18 protein-coding genes are annotated in these 17,652 nt (G+C 65.4%); 1 reads left to right on the forward strand and 17 read right to left on the reverse strand.

The window, feature by feature from the left end; translation table 11 throughout:
* Positions 1-125: 125 nt before the first annotated feature.
* From E2I15_RS19875 to miaA, 7 genes are all read right to left on the reverse strand, one after another.
* Positions 126-734 (reverse strand): LysE family translocator, encoded by a 609-nt coding sequence (locus E2I15_RS19875; RefSeq protein WP_038383367.1) that lies wholly within the window; start codon positions 732-734, stop codon positions 126-128.
* A gap of 7 nt (positions 735-741) precedes the next feature.
* Positions 742-1,617 (reverse strand): EamA family transporter, encoded by an 876-nt coding sequence (locus E2I15_RS19880; protein ID WP_137478771.1) that lies wholly within the window; start codon positions 1,615-1,617, stop codon positions 742-744.
* Between the two features lie 35 nt (positions 1,618-1,652).
* Positions 1,653-2,348, reverse strand: a complete 696-nt coding sequence (locus tag E2I15_RS19885; protein ID WP_018272996.1) for a class I SAM-dependent methyltransferase — start codon at positions 2,346-2,348, stop codon at positions 1,653-1,655.
* Positions 2,349-2,351: 3 nt separating this feature from the next.
* Complete coding sequence (gene ilvN / locus E2I15_RS19890; protein WP_016841057.1) at positions 2,352-2,894, reverse strand: acetolactate synthase small subunit; 543 nt, start codon at positions 2,892-2,894, stop codon at positions 2,352-2,354.
* A gap of 21 nt (positions 2,895-2,915) precedes the next feature.
* On the reverse strand, positions 2,916-3,902 hold the full coding sequence (locus E2I15_RS19895; protein ID WP_137478772.1) for a threonine dehydratase: 987 nt from the start codon (positions 3,900-3,902) through the stop codon (positions 2,916-2,918).
* 207 nt (positions 3,903-4,109) lie between these two features.
* Positions 4,110-5,885, reverse strand: a complete 1,776-nt coding sequence (locus E2I15_RS19900) for an acetolactate synthase 3 large subunit (RefSeq protein ID WP_137478773.1) — start codon at positions 5,883-5,885, stop codon at positions 4,110-4,112.
* 440 nt (positions 5,886-6,325) lie between these two features.
* On the reverse strand, positions 6,326-7,255 hold the full coding sequence (miaA, locus tag E2I15_RS19905) for a tRNA (adenosine(37)-N6)-dimethylallyltransferase MiaA (protein WP_137478774.1): 930 nt from the start codon (positions 7,253-7,255) through the stop codon (positions 6,326-6,328).
* Here miaA and serB point away from each other — a divergent pair.
* Positions 7,254-8,159, forward strand: a complete 906-nt coding sequence (gene serB / locus E2I15_RS19910; RefSeq protein ID WP_137478775.1) for a phosphoserine phosphatase SerB — start codon at positions 7,254-7,256, stop codon at positions 8,157-8,159. The two genes, miaA and serB, sit on opposite strands and share 2 nt — an antisense overlap.
* Before the next feature lie 109 nt (positions 8,160-8,268).
* Here serB and E2I15_RS19915 read toward each other — a convergent pair whose 3' ends face one another.
* From E2I15_RS19915 to E2I15_RS19960, 10 genes are all read right to left on the reverse strand, one after another.
* Complete coding sequence (locus E2I15_RS19915; protein ID WP_016841062.1) at positions 8,269-9,765, reverse strand: Do family serine endopeptidase; 1,497 nt, start codon at positions 9,763-9,765, stop codon at positions 8,269-8,271.
* A 213-nt stretch (positions 9,766-9,978) separates the two neighbouring features.
* Positions 9,979-10,179: a DUF2065 domain-containing protein gene (locus tag E2I15_RS19920; protein ID WP_016841063.1), complete on the reverse strand. Its 201-nt coding sequence runs from the start codon at positions 10,177-10,179 to the stop codon at positions 9,979-9,981.
* 94 nt (positions 10,180-10,273) lie between these two features.
* The gene (gene hflC / locus E2I15_RS19925) at positions 10,274-11,173 is read right to left on the reverse strand and encodes a protease modulator HflC (RefSeq protein ID WP_016841064.1); all 900 of its coding nucleotides are present in this window, start codon (positions 11,171-11,173) and stop codon (positions 10,274-10,276) included.
* Complete coding sequence (gene hflK, locus E2I15_RS19930; RefSeq protein ID WP_028342342.1) at positions 11,170-12,309, reverse strand: FtsH protease activity modulator HflK; 1,140 nt, start codon at positions 12,307-12,309, stop codon at positions 11,170-11,172. Before hflK ends, hflC begins: the two co-directional genes overlap by 4 nt.
* A gap of 144 nt (positions 12,310-12,453) precedes the next feature.
* Positions 12,454-12,966 carry a dihydrofolate reductase gene (locus E2I15_RS19935; protein ID WP_137478776.1) on the reverse strand — a complete coding sequence of 171 codons (513 nt, stop codon included), beginning with the start codon at positions 12,964-12,966 and terminating at the stop codon, positions 12,454-12,456.
* A complete protein-coding gene (locus E2I15_RS19940) occupies positions 12,966-13,451 on the reverse strand; it encodes a GNAT family N-acetyltransferase (protein ID WP_137478777.1) in 486 nt (161 codons plus the stop codon). Before E2I15_RS19940 ends, E2I15_RS19935 begins: the two co-directional genes overlap by 1 nt.
* Before the next feature lie 20 nt (positions 13,452-13,471).
* Positions 13,472-14,266 carry a thymidylate synthase gene (locus tag E2I15_RS19945; RefSeq protein ID WP_028332488.1) on the reverse strand — a complete coding sequence of 265 codons (795 nt, stop codon included), beginning with the start codon at positions 14,264-14,266 and terminating at the stop codon, positions 13,472-13,474.
* A 174-nt stretch (positions 14,267-14,440) separates the two neighbouring features.
* The gene (locus E2I15_RS19950) at positions 14,441-15,421 is read right to left on the reverse strand and encodes a tripartite tricarboxylate transporter substrate binding protein BugD (RefSeq protein WP_137478778.1); all 981 of its coding nucleotides are present in this window, start codon (positions 15,419-15,421) and stop codon (positions 14,441-14,443) included.
* Between the two features lie 184 nt (positions 15,422-15,605).
* Complete coding sequence (locus E2I15_RS19955; RefSeq protein WP_018272999.1) at positions 15,606-17,120, reverse strand: tripartite tricarboxylate transporter permease; 1,515 nt, start codon at positions 17,118-17,120, stop codon at positions 15,606-15,608.
* 7 nt (positions 17,121-17,127) lie between these two features.
* Positions 17,128-17,628: a tripartite tricarboxylate transporter TctB family protein gene (locus E2I15_RS19960; RefSeq protein WP_137478779.1), complete on the reverse strand. Its 501-nt coding sequence runs from the start codon at positions 17,626-17,628 to the stop codon at positions 17,128-17,130.
* Between the last annotated feature and the right edge of the window lie 24 nt (positions 17,629-17,652).

A 17,652-nucleotide genomic window follows, 5' to 3' on the forward strand; every position in this document is an offset into this window, starting at 1 on the left:
CAAAATCGGCCGATGAATCAGGCTTTCGGAAGGTCAGAACCGCCGGGCGCCCGCGAATTTCCGGCGTTGTCTAGAGCATTTTTCCCCTCAGGGGAAACCCTCATCTCGCATGGCGCGGCGCGGCATCATGCGTCCATGAAGACCGGGTAGAGCGAGGCCAGCAGCAGGATGGCCATCACCACATTGAAGGCGCGGATCGCCCGGGGCGAGGTCAGGATCGGCCGCAAGGCGGTCCCGAACAGCGCCCAGACGACGCAGGACACCGTGCCCAGGATCAGGCTCAAGCCGACCTGGATCGCGATGTTCCAGGGAAAGGCGGCAATCGCCGCATAGGCCGTGATGGTGCCGATCACCATCACCCAGCCCTTGGCATTGATCCACTGGAACATAGCGGCACCCCAGAAGGTCATCGGGCCGCGGCCGCCCCTGTCGTCCTTGTCCGCCGAGGGCGGCTCGGCCATGGCGATGACGGCGGCGAGATAGATCAGATAGACGACGCCGCCATATTTCAGGATCGTCTGCAGCACCGGATAGGCGATGAAGACGGCCCCTAGCCCGACGCCGACCGCGCCGACCATGAAGGCGAAGCCGACCGTGATGCCGGCGATGTGGGGCACCGTGCGGCGGAAGCCGTAGGTCAGCCCCGACGACAGCAGCATGATGTTGTTGGGGCCCGGCGTGAAGAACATCACGACGGCGAACACGACAAAGGCGAACAGCAGCGAATTCGACATGGCACCCTCACGCGACTTTCGGCAGAGCTTTTGGCCGCTTCGACAGCAGCATCACGGCGATGCCGGCGATCACGGTGACCATGCCGGCGAGCCGCAGCCGCCCGAATGTCTCGCCGAACACGATGCTCGAGGCGGCGGAGCCGACGAACGGCACCAGCAGCGCGAACGGCACCACCTGCGCCGCCGGATAATCCCTGAGCAGCCGGCCCCACAGCCAGTAGGCGATGCTGGTCGAGATGCCGCCGAGGCAGAGGATGCAGACGAGCCCGGTCAGCGACATATGGGTCAGCGCATGCCAGGTCGGCCGCGGGCCGTTGGTGATCAAGGTCAGCACTGTGAGCGGCACCGCGGCGGACAGGCACAGCCAGGCGAACAGATCGAACATCGGCGCGCCGTTCGCCTGCCGCAGCAGAAGATTGCCGATCGCGAAGCTGATCGGGCAGATCATGATGATCGCAAAAGCGGCAACGCTGAAGTCGTAGCCGACCGTCCCGCAGATCATCAGCAAGCCGAGCGCGGCGATCGCGATGCCGATCGCCTGGGTCCGCGTCGGGATTTCCCCGAAGGCCACCGCGGCGAAGGCGATGGTGAAAAGCGCCTGGCTCTGCACGATCACGCTGGAAAGCCCGACCGGAACGCCATGCGCGATCGCAAAGGCCTGTGCGAGGAACTGGCCGAGGAACAGCGTGGCGCTGATCGCGATCAGAAGCGGCCAGGAAACGCCGGGTTTGCGCAGGAACAGGCACGGCAGCGCGGCGATGGCGAAGCGCAGCGTCGTCATCAGCTCCGGCGAAAACTCATCGAGCGCGATCCGGCTTGCGACGAACGCAAGCCCCCAGATCACCGCGACCATGACGGCGATGCCAACATCGGCCGGCTTCATTGTTATTCTTCTTTTGCTTCCGTTTCGGTCGGGATCTAGATCTGTTCGTCGGGCTTCGGTTTGCGCAGCAGATAGGTGCCGTGCAACGGCGCGTGGTAGTCGACGGAGTCCAGCGTGAAACCGGTCTCGGTCAGCATGCGCTCCATTACCCAGCCGAAGGTCGAGTATTCGTCGCGCATATGGGTGATCACGCTTTCGCGCTCGAAACCGTGATTCTTGATCGAGAAGTCGGCCCAACCTTCGACATCGCGATCGACACCGTCGGGCATGCCGACGAACACCATGTCGCGCAGATAGAAGTTCGCGCCGGGTTTCAACGCGTTGAAGATTCGCGACAGCGCCACCGCCTTCCAGAAGTCCGGCAGGTGGTGCAGCGTGAACTCGCTGACGATGAGGTCGTAGGAATTCGGTTGATAGGCGAACGACAGCAGCCCGGCCGGCTGGGTCCGGATCTTCGCCTTGCGGTCGCGCGCATAGATTTCCGCAAGCCCGATCATCGCCGGCGAGATGTCGATGGCATCGACCTCGGCCCCCATCAGCGCCGCCTCGGTGGCCAGCACGCCGTTGCCGCAGCCGATATCGGCGATCCGCCAGCCCGGCTTGACGCCGAGCATGGACAGCGCCTGTCGGGCACGGACGTCGCTGTCCTCGCTGACGTCATAGATCGAGGCCACCGCGGTATCGAGACCGACCTGCCGCCGTTGCGTGTAATACCAGTCGCGCGCCAACATGACTCACATCCCTTCCGGCCCACGCGTGATCGCGGCCACCCCGGTTCGTGACACCTCGACCAGGCCCAGCGGACGCATCAGGTCGATGAACTGACTGATCTTGGACGAATTGCCCGTGATCTCGAACACAAAGCTCTCGGTCGTGGCGTCGATCACCCGGGCGCGGAATGCGTCCGCCAGCCGCAGCGCCTCGACGCGGTGATCGCCACCGCCCCGCACCTTCACCATCGCAAGCTCGCGCTCGATCGAGCTGCCGGTCAGCGTCATGTCGACGACGCGGTAGACCGGGATCATGCGGTCGAGCTGATGCTTGATCTGCTGGATCACCATCGGCGTGCCGGTGGTGACGATCGTGATCCGCGAGAGATGTTTCTGGCTCTCGGTCTCCGAGACTGTGAGACTCTCGATATTGTAGCCGCGGCCGGAGAACAGGCCGATCACGCGCGCGAGCACGCCGGGCTCGTTCTGCACGAGCACGGACAGCGTATGCGTCTCGTTGGGATCGTGACGCTCTTCGAGGAAGTAGGCGGATGCGGGCTGGTTCATGGTCGTCCCCTTACATTCTGTTCACGCGACCGCCCGCTGGGCGGCCGGCGCAGCATCCGTCCCGATCCAGGTCCGGAACAGATCGAAATCGATATTGCCGCCGCTCAGGATCAGGCCGACCCGCTTGCCGGCGAGCCTGTTTTTTTCCTGCAGCGCGGCCGCGAGCGCCGCAGCGCCCGCTCCCTCGGCGAGATTATGGGTGTCGGTCCAGTAGGCGCGGATTGCCTGCCCGACCTCGTCGTCGCTGACCTGCACGATGCGGGAGGCGCCCTTGCGGATCAGCGCGAACGCATCCGCGTCCGGAATCCGCGTCGCCATGCCGTCGGCAAGGGTGTTGCTGGTTTCGGTGGTGACGATCCTTCCGGCCGCAAACGACAGCGCGTAGGACGGCGCCTCGGTCGACTGCACGCCGACGATCTCGGTCTTCAGCCCGAGCAGGTCGCGCGCCATGATGCAGCCGCAGATGCCGGAGCCCTGCCCGATCGGCACATAGAGAATTTCGAGATCGGGCGCGGTACGGAACAGTTCGAGCGCGTAGGTCGCGACACCCAGCACGAGGTCCGGGTGGAACGAGGGCACCATGTGCAGGCCGGCGAATTGGGCGCGGCGCTCGGCCTCTTCCCGCGCGGCCTGGAAGTCGTCGCCGTGCTCGACGAGCTCGGCACCGAACGCGTGCATGGCCCGGTTCTTCTCGACCGAGTTGCCGCGCGGCACATAGATCACCGCCTGCACACCGTGACGCCCTGCCGCAAACGCCAGGCTCTGGCCGTGATTGCCGCGCGTCGCCGAGATGATGCCGGGCACGTCGGGCCGCTCGCGCTTCAGCCGCTCGAGATAGACCAGGCCGCCGCGCACCTTGAAGGCGCCGGTCGGCGTGTGGTTCTCATGTTTGACCACGACCTCGGCGCCGAGCCGCTCGGCCAGCAGCGGCCAGGCGTGCGCCGGCGTCGCCGGCACAGCGGTGCCGACGATCCGGTGCGCGCGCTCGAGCTCGTTGAGATCAAACATGGGAGCCGCCCTCCATCCGAGCGCGCGATAAGCTCCCTCTCCCCGCTGTTTGCGAGGAGAGGGTTGGGGTGAGGGGCTGCTTCCAGAGCAATGGTGAGAGACCGACTCGCGGAGGCTCCCCCTCACCCGGATTGCGCTTGCGCGCAACCCGACCTCTCCCCGCAAGCGGGGCGAGGTGAAGAGAGAGTGCTCCACGTCGATCCATCGTCACACCAGCGCCTTGCCACCGGAGAAGGCCTTCGCGGTGGCCTCATCGGTCGCCTCTTCCGGCAGCAGCATCTCGTTATGAGCCTTGCCCGACGGGATCATCGGGAAGCAGTTCTCCAGCGCGGCGACGCGGCAGTCGAACAGCACCGGGCGCTTGATCGAGATCATCTCCTTGATCGCGCCGTCGAGATCGGACGGCTTGGTCGCCTGCAAGCCGACGCAGCCATAGGCATCGGCGAGCTTGACGAAGTCCGGCAGCGCCTCGGAGTACGAATGCGACAGGCGGTTGCCGTGCAGCAGCTGCTGCCATTGCCGAACCATGCCCATGTACTGGTTGTTCAGGATGAAGATCTTGATCGGCAGCTCGAACTGGACCGCCGTCGACATCTCCTGGATCGTCATCTGCACCGAGGCGTCGCCGGCGATGTCGATCACCAGGCTGTCCGGATGCGCCACTTGCACGCCGACCGCGGCCGGCAGGCCGTAGCCCATGGTGCCGAGACCGCCCGAGGTCATCCAGCGATGCGGCTCCTCGAAGCCGAAGAACTGCGCGGCCCACATCTGGTGCTGACCGACCTCGGTCGTGATGTAGGTGTCCTTGCCGCGGGTCAGTTCGAACAGGCGCTGGATCGCATGTTGCGGCAGGATGATATCGTTGTTCTTGCGGTAGGACAGCGAGTTGCGCGCGCGCCATTGCGCGATCTGCTGCCACCACGACTTGATGTCCGGCTTCTTGGCTTCTGCCTTGAACACCTGCAGCAAATCGCCGAGCACGTTGCCGGCGTCGCCGATGATCGGCACGTCGACGCGGATGTTCTTGTTGATCGAGGACGGGTCGATGTCGATGTGGATCTTCTTCGAGCCCGGCGAGAACGCGTCGGTACGGCCGGTGATGCGGTCATCGAAGCGCGCGCCGACGCACAGCATGACGTCGCAATCATGCATCGTCATGTTGGCTTCGTAGGTGCCGTGCATGCCCAGCATGCCGAGCCAGTTCGGACCCGAAGCGGGATAGGCGCCCAGCCCCATCAGGGTCGAGGTGATCGGGAAGCCGGTCGCCTCCACCAGTTGGCGCAGCAGTTTCGAGGCCTCGGGACCCGAATTGATCACGCCGCCGCCGGAATAGATCACCGGACGCTTTGCGTTGGCGAGTAGCGCCACCGCCTTGCGGATCTGGGTCGCGTCGCCCTTGACGCGCGGCGTGTAGGAGATGTGCACGTCCGACTTGCGCGGCGGATGATAGGTGCCGGTCGCGAACTGCACGTCCTTCGGCACGTCGACCACGACCGGGCCGGGCCGGCCGGTGGTGGCGACATAGAAGGCCTCGTGCAGCACCCTCGCGAGGTCGTTGACGTCGCGGACCAGCCAATTGTGCTTGGTGGCGGGCCGCGTGATGCCGACCGTATCGCACTCCTGGAAGGCGTCGTTGCCGATCAGGTGGGTCGGCACCTGGCCGGTGATGCAGACCAGCGGGATCGAATCCATCAGCGCGTCGGTCAGCGGCGTCACCATATTGGTGGCGCCGGGGCCCGACGTCACCAGCACCACGCCGGGCTTGCCGGTCGAGCGCGCATAGCCTTCGGCGGCATGGCCGGCGCCCTGCTCATGACGGACCAGGATGTGCTCGACCTCGCTCTGCTGGAAGATCTCGTCGTAGATCGGAAGCACCGCACCACCGGGATAGCCGAAGACATGCTGCACGCCGTGATCGATGAGCGCGCGCACGATCATCGCGGCGCCGGTCATCTGATTGGGATCGTGGCTCTTGTCGGTCATGGTTCGCTCCGGATGCGCTTGTTTTTGCGCGGCTTTTGTCAGTTCTCGTCAGTTCGGCTTCGGGCAATAAAAAGGGGCCCCAGAGGCCCCATGCACACCGCCCGAATTTGGATGGCCGCTAGCCATCCCCGGCGGTGTGCCTGGGTACGACGGCGATAAGCAGTTTGGTAATAATGTTGCGCACGAGACGACCCAGTCTTCCCAAAGGTTGCGCGAACATAGCGGCCAAAGCCTGAATGTCAAGGCAAGGCAAGCGCTTTCGCGATTTCCGTACTGTACCGGGGTTCCGCTCGTTCGGCGAGTGTTTTTGCGCAGGCGAACGCGCATGGCTGACGGGCGTGCGGGAAGCCTGCTTGGTAGCCCGGATGGAGCCCAGCGCAATCCGGGACAGCCTCCGCGCGGAGGGGCCGGTCCCCCGGATTGCGCTGCGCTCCATTCGGCTACGGGGTTTGCCCTCGCAGCCATTTGCCGGCCGCATCCGGCTCGACCCAGGCGAATTCAGGGAGCTGATGGCGAAACCAGGTGAACTGGCGCTTCGCATAATGGCGGGTGTCGGCCCGGCCGATCTCGGCGGCCTCTTCGCGGCTGATCTCGCCCTTGAGGTGCCGGATCAGCGCCGGCACCCCATGGGCCTTCATCGCCGGCAGCAGCGGATCGAGCCCACGGGCCGCCAGCGCCGCGACCTCGTCGAGCGCGCCGGTATCGAGCATCACACCGAACCGGGCGTCGATCCGTGCATAGAGCGTCTCGCGCTCCGGCGCGAGGAACAGCGCATGAAAATCGCCCGGCGGCAGCAGTGGCGGCAGGCCCTCGCGATGCCAGTCCGGCAGCGGGCGGCCGGTGGCCTCGACCACCTCGAGCGCCCGCGCGATGCGGGTACGATCGCGCGGCTTCAGCCGTTCGGCCGACGCCGGATCGCGCGCTGCAAGCTCGGCATGCAGCGCCTCGACGCCGCGTTGCTCGAGCCGTGCGCGCACGTCGTCGCGCACAACGGCCGGGACCGGCGGCACCGCCGACAAGCCGCGCGTCAGCGCCTTGAAATAGAGGCCCGAGCCGCCGATGAAGATCGGCAGCCGTCCCTGCGCACGCACCTCGCCGAGCACCTTCGCCGCGTCAGTCACCCAGGCGCCGGCGGAGAAATTCACGCCGGCGTCGACATGGCCGTAGAGCCGGTGCGGAACCAGCGCCTCTTCGCCTGCGGTCGGCCGCGCCGTGATGATCCGGAGGTCACGATAGACCTGCATGGAGTCGGTGTTGATCACGACCCCGCCGGTCCGCTGCGCAAGCTCGAGCGCCAGCGCCGACTTGCCGCTGGCGGTCGGCCCTGCGATAAGCACTGCCTTGTTCAACAATCCCGAATGCACCTGCATGTCCCTCGTTGCCACGCTGATCTGCAATCCTGCAAGCCCCGCGCTCGACACCACCATCGTCGACGGTGCGCGGGCCGTGCTGCCCTCACCCGGCCCGGCGCAGTGGCTGTTCAACGAAGTCGCCGTCGACATTCCGTTCGAAAGCGAGGACAGCAGCAGGGACGCTATCAAGACAATCGAGGAACGCCTTCGCCAGGCCCGCGGCGACCTGCCGATCGACATTGTCGTGCAGCCTCGGATCGCCCGGCGCAAGAAGCTTTTTCTGGCCGACATGGATTCCACCATGATCGGCCAGGAGTGCATCGACGAGCTCGCCGACTTCGCCGGGCTCAAGGCCCATGTCGCTGCGATCACCGAGCGCGCGATGCGCGGCGAGATCGAGTTCGAGTCCGCGCTGCGCGAGCGGGTGGCGCTGCTCAAGGGCCTGCCGGTCAGCGTGGTCGACGAGGTGCTCGACGAGCGCATCACGCTGACGCCGGGCGGCCGCGAACTGGTCATGACCATGCGCGCGCACGGCGCCTATACCTGCCTGATCTCGGGCGGCTTCACCTTGTTCACCAAGGTGGTCGCGGCGAAGGTCGGCTTTCAGGAGAACCGTGCCAACCAGTTGCAGGTCGCGGGCGGCAAGCTGACCGGCGAAGTGGTCGAGCCGATCCTCGGCCGCGCCACCAAGCTCGCCACCCTGATCGAGCTCACCGAATCCTTCGATCTCGACGACATCGACACGCTGGTGGTTGGCGACGGCGCCAACGATCTCGGCATGATCCAGGCTGCGGGCCTCGGCGTTGCCTATCACGCCAAGCCGGCGGTCGCGGCCGCGGCCGCGGTCCGGATCGACCACGGCGATCTCACCGCGCTGCTGTACGCCCAGGGCTATCGGCGGGATGAGTTCGTGGCGAGCTAGCCGTTCGCGAAAGTCGTCATGCCCGGGCTTGGCCCGGGCATCCATCTTCTTCGCAAGACCTTTGTTCGGTGATGGATTGCCGGGTCAAGCCCGGCAATGACCATCGGGGTCACTGCACGCCGAGCGCGACGAAGCGCAGTTCGCCGTCGCCGTTCGAGACCAGCAGCAGTACGGACTTCTTGCCGTCCTTCTTGAGCTGATCGACGCGCTTCTTGATGTCGGCGGCGCTCGATACCGCCTCCTGCGCCACCTCGACGATGACATCGCCCGCCGACAGCCGCTTCTCGGCGGCATCGGAGTTTCCGTCGACGCCGGTGACGACGACGCCCTTCACGCTGTCCTTGATCTTGTACTTGGTGCGCAGGTCCTTGCTCAACGCCGCGAGGTCGAGACCGAGCGCCTTCTGGGTCACCGGCTTCTCGGCGCTGTCGTCCTTCGACTTGGCGTTGACCTGCTGAACCTTCTCATTGTCCTCGAGCCGGCCGAGCGTGACCTTGCGGGTCTCCTCATTGCCCTTGCGGATGACGACGACGTCGACTTCCTTGCCGACCGCCGTGTCGGCAACGATGCGCGACAGATCCTTGGGATCCTTGACGTCCTTGCCGTCGAACTTGACGACGACGTCGCCAGGCTCGATGCCCGCCGGCTTGGCCGGCCCCTTGTCGTCGACGCCGGCAACCAGCGCGCCGCGCGCCGGCTTGATGTTGAGGCTGTCGGCGATCTCGTCGGTCACCTGCTGGATCCGCACGCCGAGCCAGCCGCGGCGCAGCTCGCCGAATTTCTGCAACTGGTCGACGACGCCGGCCACGGTCTTCGACGGCACGGCGAAGCCGAGGCCGATCGAACCGCCGGTCGGCGAGATGATCAGCGTGTTGACGCCGATCACCTCACCATCGAGGTTGAACAGCGGACCGCCGGAATTGCCGCGGTTGATGGCCGCGTCGGTCTGGATGTAGCTGTCATACGGGCCTTGGCTGATGTCGCGGTTCTTGGCCGAGACGATGCCCGCGGTCACCGTGCCGCCGAGGCTGAACGGGTTGCCGATCGCGACCACCCAGTCGCCGAGCCGAATCTTGTCGCTGTCGCCGAACTTGACCGCGGTGAGCGGCTTCGGCGGCTTGAATTTCAGGACCGCGAGGTCGGTCTTCTTGTCGACGCCGACCAGCTCGGCCTTGATCTTGGTGCCGTCGTTGAGGATGACGTTGATCTCGTCGGCGTCGGCGATCACGTGGTTGTTGGTGACGACGATGCCCGCGGTGTCGACGATGAAGCCCGAGCCGAGCGAGTTGGTCTTGCGCGGCTGGAACTCGCCGCTCTTGTCGCCGCCCTTGCCAGGCGGCCCGCGGCGGTTCTTGAAGAAGTCGTCGAAGAATTCCTCGAACGGCGAGCCCGGCGGCAGCTGCGGCATCGTCCGGTCCTTGGCCTCGACGGTCTGCGACGTCGAGATGTTGACGACGGCGTCGATCACCTTCTCGGCGATGTCCGCGATGCCTTCAGGACCGCGTGCGAACGCCGGCACGGAGCTCAGCATGCTCGCAGCACCGATCGAGATCGCGGCTCCCATCATGCGGAAGCGGCGGCTCAGGGCTGGTCTGGCAGCGGTCATGTCGGAGTTTCTCCAGGCAAACGGGTTCAAATGAGCTCGTTACAGAGTGCGCCCGAACGGGCATATGGCGCAAGCATCTCAGCCCGGCATTTCGGCGAAAAACCGGCTGCGAGAGGCTCACGATATGTTCAGTCTTGCTTGGTCCGAAGGACCAGACCCGGAATCTCGAGGTTCCGGGTTCATGCTTCGCATGCCCCGGAACGACGACTTATTTCAGCGCCGTACTGCCCAGATCAGGACAAGCCCGGCGACCGCCGAGCCGATGCCGACGATGCGCAGGATGTTGTCGGGCGTCGCCAGCGCGCTCTTCATCGCCCGGCGCATCCAGGCCGGGCTTGCCGCGAACAGGATGCCTTCGAGCACGAACAGGATTCCCAACCCGATGAGGAAGTCGCCGAACGCTATGGACTTCATCGGATGGCAGCCTCCCGCTCGATACTTGTTGTTTTTGGTCGGCGGCGAAGCGTCATCCGCATCGCCGCCAAGTCCTGATGTTCACGTCGTGACGTTACTGTTTCGGCGCGGCGGCCGCCTCAGGCAACTTGCCGCTTGCACCGCCGAAGTATCTGAAGAATTCCGAGTCCGGCCGCAACAGGAAACGCGTGTCGCTGGAACGCAGGCCGTTCTCATAGGCCGTCATCGAGCGATAGAACGCGAAGAAGTCCTTGTCCTTGCCATAGGCCTCGGCGAACAGGCGGTTGCGCTCGGCGTCGCCCGCACCGCGGGTCTGGTCCGCGGCCGAGTTCGCCTCGGCGACGATCACGGTCGCTTCGCGGTCGGCCTTGGAGCGGATCTCCTGCGCCTTCTGGTCGCCCTGGGCACGGAACTCGGCCGCCTCGCGCTCACGTTCGGTCTTCATCCGATTGTAGACGGCCTGGCTGTTCTGCTCCGGCAGGTCGGCGCGGCGGATTCGGACGTCGACGACCTCGATCCCGTATCCGTCCGCTTCCCTGTCGAGTTGCTCGCGAATCCGCTGCATCAGCTTCTCGCGATCGTCACGCACGACGGTGATGAAGTTGACCTCGCCGAGCACGCGGCGCAGCGCCGCGTTCAGCAGCGTGGTCAGCTGCAGATTGGCGGCCTGGATCGAGCCGACGCTGGTGTAGTAGCGCAACGCATTCTTGATGCGATAGCGCGCGAAGGCGTCGACCACGAGCCGCTTCTGGTCGGAGGCGATCACCTCCTGCGACGGGTTTTCCAGATCGAGGATGCGCTTGTCGACGTTGATCACCGAATTCCACGGCGCCTTGAAGTGCAGACCGGGCTCGGTGACGATGTCGACCGGCTCGCCGAACCGCAGAACGATGGTCTGCTCGGTCTGCTGCACGGTGAACACCGAGCTGTAGCCGACGGCGAGCACAATGAAGAGGATGATCAGGGACACAATGCCGGTGACGGGGGACCTCATCGGGTGGCTCCCTGCTGCTGGCCGGTCGTGGCCGGTGCCGCGGGACGCCGCGGCGTCAGTTCGCCGAGCGGAAGGTAGGGCACGATGTTCTGGCCCGGGCCGCCGTCATAAACCAGCTTCTCGGAGCCGCCGAGCACTTTTTCCATGGTCTCCAGATAGATGCGCTCGCGCGTCACGTCGGGTGCCTTCTTGTACTCTTCATAGACTTTCAGGAAGCGCGCGCTCTGGCCCTTGGCGTCGGCGACCGCCTGCTCCTTGTAGCCTTCGGCGGCCTGCAGGATCTGCGCGGAACGACCGCGCGCTTCCGGCACGATCCGGTTGGCGTAGGTCTGTGCCTCGTTCTGCTTGCGCTCGAGGTCGGCGCGCGCCGCCTGCACGTCGCGGAATGCGTCGATCACCTGCGCCGGCGGATCGACTTTCTGCATCTGCACCTGCGTGATCTGGATGCCCGCGTTGTAGGTATCGAGCGTCCTCTGCATCAGCTCCTGGACGCTCTGCTCGGTGACGTTGCGCGCCCCGGTCAGGATCGGCTGGATCTGTGAGCGGCCGATCACCTCACGCATCGCGCTTTCGGCAACCGCCTTCACGGTGCCTTCGGGATTCTGGATGTTGAACAGATAGGCGCCGGCCCCGCCCGGCTTGATGCGCCACAGCACCGTGAAGTCGACGTCGACGATGTTCTCGTCGCCGGTCAGCATCAGGCTCTCTTCCGGCACGTCGCGCATGGTGCGGCCGCGGCGAGCGGGGTCGTCGATCAGGGTCATGCCGATCGAGATCGTGTTGACGCGCAGCGCCTTCGGCAGCAGTACTGTCTCAATCGGATATGGCAGGTGATAGCGCAGGCCCGGCTGCGCATCGCGGACATACTTGCCGAAGCGCAGCACGACGCCGAGCTCTTCGGACTGCACGCGGAAGATGCCGGTCGCGAACCAGATCGCCAGCGCGGCGACCAGCACCAGCGCGACGCCCATGCCGCTGAAATGCCCGCCGGGCAGCCACTGCTGCAGGCGGTCCTGGCCGCGCCGCAGCAGATCCTCAAGATCCGGCGGCCTTGGCCCGGCTGACTGCGGACCGGTGCCCCATGGCCCTTTCGGACCCGAGCCCCAGGGCCCCCCGCCTTGATTTTTCCACGGCATCAAACATCTCCTCGGCAAGCCCGGACGGGACGCCCGGCCTCGAATGTCCGGCCCGGTTATAGGGGACCGCTAGGGCCCTTACAACGCAAGCTTCCTGGCCGGACGAGCTATGCGCCGGGGCATAATTGTCAATGCAAACATTGGTTAACCCCGGCCGCGCCGACGATATGTCACATAGGAGAAGTCGGCACTGTCGTCCGGACCTGCCGGATTTCGCACGCGCGCCACCTCGTCCCACTGCTGCGCATCGATTTTGTCGAACCGCGTGTCGCCGTCCGGCCGGGCATGGACCTCGGTAATCTCAAGGCGATCGGCGATGCCCATCCATTGCGCGTAGATTTCAGCGCCGCCGATGACGGCAATCTCAGTGGCGAAACGCCGCAGCGCATCGCCAAGCGCAATGGCGCGGGCGTTTTCAAACGACGTCGTGACGACGGCGCCGCGCGCGCGATAGTTGGCATCGCGCGTCACCACGATGTTGGTGCGGCCCGGCAGCGGCCTGCGCAGGGATTCGAAGGTCTTGCGCCCCATCACGACGGGCTTGTTCAACGTAATCGCCTTGAAGCGCTGCTGGTCGGATTTCAGCCGCCACGGAATGGCGTTGTCGCTTCCGATCACGCCGTTCTCGGCGACCGCCACGACGAGCACGATCTCCATCAGCGCGTCCCTTCCGCGAGCATCGACAGCGCCTCGCCGGAGACGCGGCACATCGTCCATTCGTCCATCAGCTCGGCGCCGAGCGACTTGTAGAACGCGATCGACGGCGCGTTCCAGTCGAGCACCGCCCATTGCAGGCGCGACCAGCCATTGGCGAGGCATTGCTTCGCCAGATGCACCAGCAGCGCCTTGCCGATGCCCTTGCCGCGCAGCGCCGGGCGCACGAAGAGGTCTTCGAGATAGATGCCGTGACGGCCGGCGAAGGTCGAGAAGTTGACGAACCAGACCGCGAAGCCGGCAGGTTCGCCGTTCCATTCCGCGATATCGCAATAAAGCCGCGGATTGGCGCCGAACAGCGCGTCGGCGATATCGGCCTCGCTGGCGTGCACCTCATGCAGAAGCTTTTCGTATTCGGCGAGTTCGCGGACCAGCGAGAACACCAGTCCGGCCTCATCGGGCCGCGCGCGGCGGATCGTCAGCGACATTCAATCCCTCGGACCGCAACTCATACCGCGACTTCGGCCTTGATGTGCGGATGCGGGTCGTAACCTTCGAGTTTGAAGTCCTCGTAGCGGAACGCGAAGATATCCTTCACGTCCGGATTGATCGCCATCGTCGGCAGCGGCCGCGTCGGCCGCGTCAGTTGCAGGCGCGCCTGCTCGAGATGGTTCGAGTAAAGGTGCGCGTCGCCGAGCGAGTGCACGAAATCGCCGGGCTTGAGCCCGGTCACCTGCGCGACCATCATGGTGAGCAGCGCATAGGAGGCAATGTTGAAGGGCACGCCGAGGAAGACGTCGCCCGAGCGCTGATAGAGCTGACAGGACAATTTGCCGTTCGCGACATAGAACTGGAACAGGCAATGGCACGGCGGCAGCGCCATCTTGTCGACCTCGGCCGGATTCCAGGCGCTGACGATCAGCCGCCGCGAGTCCGGATTGCGCTTGATCATCTCGACCACGCCAGCGATCTGGTCGATGCTGCGGCCATCCGGCGCGGGCCAGGACCGCCATTGCGAGCCGTACACCGGACCGAGGTCGCCGTTGGCGTCGGCCCATTCATCCCAGATCGTGACGCCGTTGTCGTTGAGATATTTGATGTTGGTGTCGCCGGCGAGGAACCAGAGCAGCTCGTGCACGATCGCCTTCAGCGGCAGCCGCTTGGTGGTCAGCATCGGGAAGCCGGCCGCGAGGTTGAAGCGCATCTGATGGCCGAAGATCGACAGCGTCCCGGTGCCGGTGCGGTCGTGCTTCTCGGCGCCGTCGGCGAGGATGCGTTCGAGCAGGTCGTGATACTGGTTCATGGCGTCTGTTTCGGGCTTTCGAGAGAACGGCCAATGTAGCGGCCAAGGCCGCCGGTCGGCACGCTGATTCGGCTGAACATACTAATTATACCCTGAAAAGTGAGCACTCCGCGCCAAACGACAAGGGGCGGAACTCGCGTCCCGCCCCTGTGCTATCCACTTGATCGTGCTGGATTAAGTTGCCGGCTTGAGCACCGGCGTCCACTTCGCGATCTCGTTCTTGACGAGGGTCGCGAGCGCCTCCGGCGTGCGGTTGGCCGGCGCCGGGATCACGCTGCCGAGCTCGAGCAGGCGCTTGCGGACATTCTCGTCGTCGAGCGCCTTGACGGCCGCGGCATTCAGCGTGGCGATGATGGCGGGCGAAGTTCCCTTCGGCGCGAAAATCGCGTTCCAGGCCTGGGCCTGGAACGCCGGCAAGCCGGCTTCCGTCGTGGTCGGCACATTGGGCAGCGACGGGTTGCGCTCGGGGGTGGCGACCGCATAGGCCTTGATGGTGCCGGCGTTGATCTGCGGCACCGCGTTGACGATCTGGTCGCACATGTAGTCGACCTGGCCGGCGACCAGCGCATTCATGGCCGGGCCGGTGCCGTTGAAGGGCACGCCGACCGGCTTGATGCCGAGGATCGAGTTCAGGAGCTCGCAGGAGGCGTGCGAGACCGAGCCGATGCCGGCATGCGCGGCGTTGACCTTCTCGGCATTGGCCTTCACGTAGGTGACGAATTCCTTGAGATCCTTCGGCGGAAAGTCCTTGCGGGCAAGGATCAGGATCGGCGTGCCGGCGAGCAGCGCGACGGGCTCGAAATCCTTTTCCGGGTGATAGGCCAGCTTCGGATAGAGCGGCACGGAGGCGGCGTGCGTGCCCATATGCCCTGTGATCAGCGTATAGCCGTCATTGGCGGCGCGTGCGGCGCGCGTCGTCGCGGTGGTGCCGCCGGCGCCGACCACGTTCTCGATCACGATGCTCTGTCCCAGCGTCTGCGCCATGTGCGCGGTGACGATGCGCGAGATGACGTCGGTCGGACCGCCGGCTGCGAACGGCACGATCATGGTGATGGTGCGGGTCGGATAATTTTGCGCGGACGCCGGCACGGCGAATGCGCCGAGCGCTACAAATGCCGAAAGGCATGCGCCCGCAAGCGAGCGAATGGACATCATCTCAATTCCTCCCGGAACGTTTGACCAATAAAAATGCCGGCCAAATCGGCCGGCATTTTCATTTCACGGGGCGACATCGAGTGTCGATTCGACTTCCGCCTGCGGCGCGCCGACGCAGGGCCGGCGCACCCTGTTTGCGCATGATCTATCCGGAAAACCGCTCCACACTTTTCCGGATCATGCGCTAGCCCTCGGACTCCACGAACACTTCGTCGCGCTTGGCACGCAAGGTCGGCAGCACGGCAAGCACCAGCAGACCGGCCGCGATCGCCAGCAGCACCGCCGACAGCGGCCGCGAGACGAACACGCTCCAGTCGCCGCGCGAGATCAACAGCGCGCGACGCAGGTTCTCCTCCATCAGCGGGCCCAGCACCATGCCAAGCAGCAGCGGTGCCGGCTCGAAATCATGCTTGATCAGCCAATAACCGACGAGGCCGAACACGCCTGCGAGCACGACGTCGACCGGCGCGTTGTTCACCGAGTAGATGCCGATCGCGCAGAACACCACGATCGAGGGGAACATCAGCCGGTACGGCACGCGCAGCAGACGGACCCAGATGCCCACCAGCGGCAGGTTGATGATGATCAGCATCAGATTGCCGATCCACATCGAGGCGATCATGCCCCAGACCAGATCGGGCTGCTTCTGCATCACCTGCGGACCCGGCACGATGCCGTGGATGGTCATCGCACCGACCATCAGCGCCATCACCGCGTTCGGCGGGATGCCGAGCGTGAGCAGCGGGATGAACGAGGTCTGCGCCGCGGCGTTGTTGGCGCTTTCCGGCGCCGCCACGCCCTCGATCGCGCCGCGGCCGAACCGCTTCGGATCCTTCGCCAGCTTCTTCTCCAGCGTATAGGCCGCGAACGAGGCGATCACGGCGCCGCCGCCCGGCAGGATGCCGAGGATCGAGCCGAGCACGGTGCCGCGCAGGATCGCCGGCGTGGAATCCGCGATGTCCTTCCGGGTCGGCATCAGGCCGGTGATCTTCTGCTGCACCAAATTGCGGTTCATCTCGGCGCCGTGGTCGAGGTTGCGAATGATCTCCGCGAAGCCGAACACGCCCATCGCCACCGTGGCAAAGCCGAGACCGTCGGCGAGCTCGGGGATGTTGAAGGCCATGCGCGAGGCGCCGGTCTCGATGTCGGAACCGACCATCGACAGCAACAGGCCGAACACGATCATCGCGATCGCCTTCAGCACCGAGCCCTTGGCGAGCACCACCGCGAAGATCAGGCCGAGCACCATCAGCGAGAAATATTCGGCCGGGCCGAACGCCAGCGCGAGCTTGGTCAGCGGCGCGCCGAGCACGGCGATCAGCACGGTCGCGACGCAGCCGGCGAAGAACGAGCCGATCGCGGCGATCGCCAGCGCCGGACCGGCGCGGCCCTGCTTGGCCATCTGGTGGCCGTCGAGCGCGGTGACCACGGAGGTCGCCTCGCCGGGAATATTGACCAGGATCGAGGTGGTCGAGCCGCCATATTGCGCACCGTAATAGATGCCGGCGAGCATGATCAGCGCACCGACCGGCGGCAGGCCGAAGGTGATCGGCAGCAGCATGGCCACGGTGGCGATGGTGCCGATGCCCGGCAGCACGCCGACCAGCGTGCCGACCAGCGCGCCGATCAGGCACATCAGAAGGTTGATCGGCGAGAATGCGACCGCGAAACCGTGGGCGAGATTGGCGAACAGTTCCATCACGCCCTCACTGGATCAGGAAACGCGGGAACATCGGCATCGGAAGTCCCAGCACATAGGGGAAAAGCAAGGCGCAGCCGATGGTCAGACAGGCGCCGACAATGACGGCCTCGACCAGTTTCGTCTCCTGCGAGCCCATCGCCGCGATCATGAAGGCGGCAAAGGCGGAGACCACGAGCCCGAGCGGCCGGATCGCCAATGCGAAGAACACGATTGCCGCGGATACGAACAACGGGCCGCGCCAGGAATAGGCCGCGATGTGCGGGCCGGCCTGCAGAACTCCCATCAGCGCGACACCACCGCCGAGCAACAGCAGCAGCACGGCGAACATGCGCGGCGCGGTTCCGGCGCCGAACGAAAATCCGTGCATGCCCTGCAAATCGCTCGAGGCCCACAAGGCAAACAGCGCAACCGCCATCATGGCGAGCCCGCCGACAAAGTCCTGCGGACCGCGCACCCATTTCGGCAAGATCGATTTGACCGGCGCCTCGCTCGGCGTATCGCTCATGACTTCGCTTCCCCCGTCAGGGCT

It is taken from the genome of Bradyrhizobium sp. BR2003, assembly GCF_009720285.1.
Lineage (GTDB): Bacteria > Pseudomonadota > Alphaproteobacteria > Rhizobiales > Xanthobacteraceae > Bradyrhizobium > Bradyrhizobium elkanii.

Coding starts and splice junctions, on each gene's coding strand:
- E2I15_RS19875 (WP_038383367.1), bottom strand. CDS start 734: ATGTCGAATTCGCTGCTGTTCGCCTTTGTCGTGTTCGCCGTCGTGATG.
- E2I15_RS19880 (WP_137478771.1), bottom strand. CDS start 1,617: ATGAAGCCGGCCGATGTTGGCATCGCCGTCATGGTCGCGGTGATCTGG.
- E2I15_RS19885 (WP_018272996.1), bottom strand. CDS start 2,348: ATGTTGGCGCGCGACTGGTATTACACGCAACGGCGGCAGGTCGGTCTC.
- ilvN (WP_016841057.1), bottom strand. CDS start 2,894: ATGAACCAGCCCGCATCCGCCTACTTCCTCGAAGAGCGTCACGATCCC.
- E2I15_RS19895 (WP_137478772.1), bottom strand. CDS start 3,902: ATGTTTGATCTCAACGAGCTCGAGCGCGCGCACCGGATCGTCGGCACC.
- E2I15_RS19900 (WP_137478773.1), bottom strand. CDS start 5,885: ATGACCGACAAGAGCCACGATCCCAATCAGATGACCGGCGCCGCGATG.
- serB (WP_137478775.1), top strand. CDS start 7,254: ATGTCCCTCGTTGCCACGCTGATCTGCAATCCTGCAAGCCCCGCGCTC.
- miaA (WP_137478774.1), bottom strand. CDS start 7,255: ATGCAGGTGCATTCGGGATTGTTGAACAAGGCAGTGCTTATCGCAGGG.
- E2I15_RS19915 (WP_016841062.1), bottom strand. CDS start 9,765: ATGACCGCTGCCAGACCAGCCCTGAGCCGCCGCTTCCGCATGATGGGA.
- E2I15_RS19920 (WP_016841063.1), bottom strand. CDS start 10,179: ATGAAGTCCATAGCGTTCGGCGACTTCCTCATCGGGTTGGGAATCCTG.
- hflC (WP_016841064.1), bottom strand. CDS start 11,173: ATGAGGTCCCCCGTCACCGGCATTGTGTCCCTGATCATCCTCTTCATT.
- hflK (WP_028342342.1), bottom strand. CDS start 12,309: ATGCCGTGGAAAAATCAAGGCGGGGGGCCCTGGGGCTCGGGTCCGAAA.
- E2I15_RS19935 (WP_137478776.1), bottom strand. CDS start 12,966: ATGGAGATCGTGCTCGTCGTGGCGGTCGCCGAGAACGGCGTGATCGGA.
- E2I15_RS19940 (WP_137478777.1), bottom strand. CDS start 13,451: ATGTCGCTGACGATCCGCCGCGCGCGGCCCGATGAGGCCGGACTGGTG.
- E2I15_RS19945 (WP_028332488.1), bottom strand. CDS start 14,266: ATGAACCAGTATCACGACCTGCTCGAACGCATCCTCGCCGACGGCGCC.
- E2I15_RS19950 (WP_137478778.1), bottom strand. CDS start 15,421: ATGATGTCCATTCGCTCGCTTGCGGGCGCATGCCTTTCGGCATTTGTA.
- E2I15_RS19955 (WP_018272999.1), bottom strand. CDS start 17,120: ATGGAACTGTTCGCCAATCTCGCCCACGGTTTCGCGGTCGCATTCTCG.
- E2I15_RS19960 (WP_137478779.1), bottom strand. CDS start 17,628: ATGAGCGATACGCCGAGCGAGGCGCCGGTCAAATCGATCTTGCCGAAA.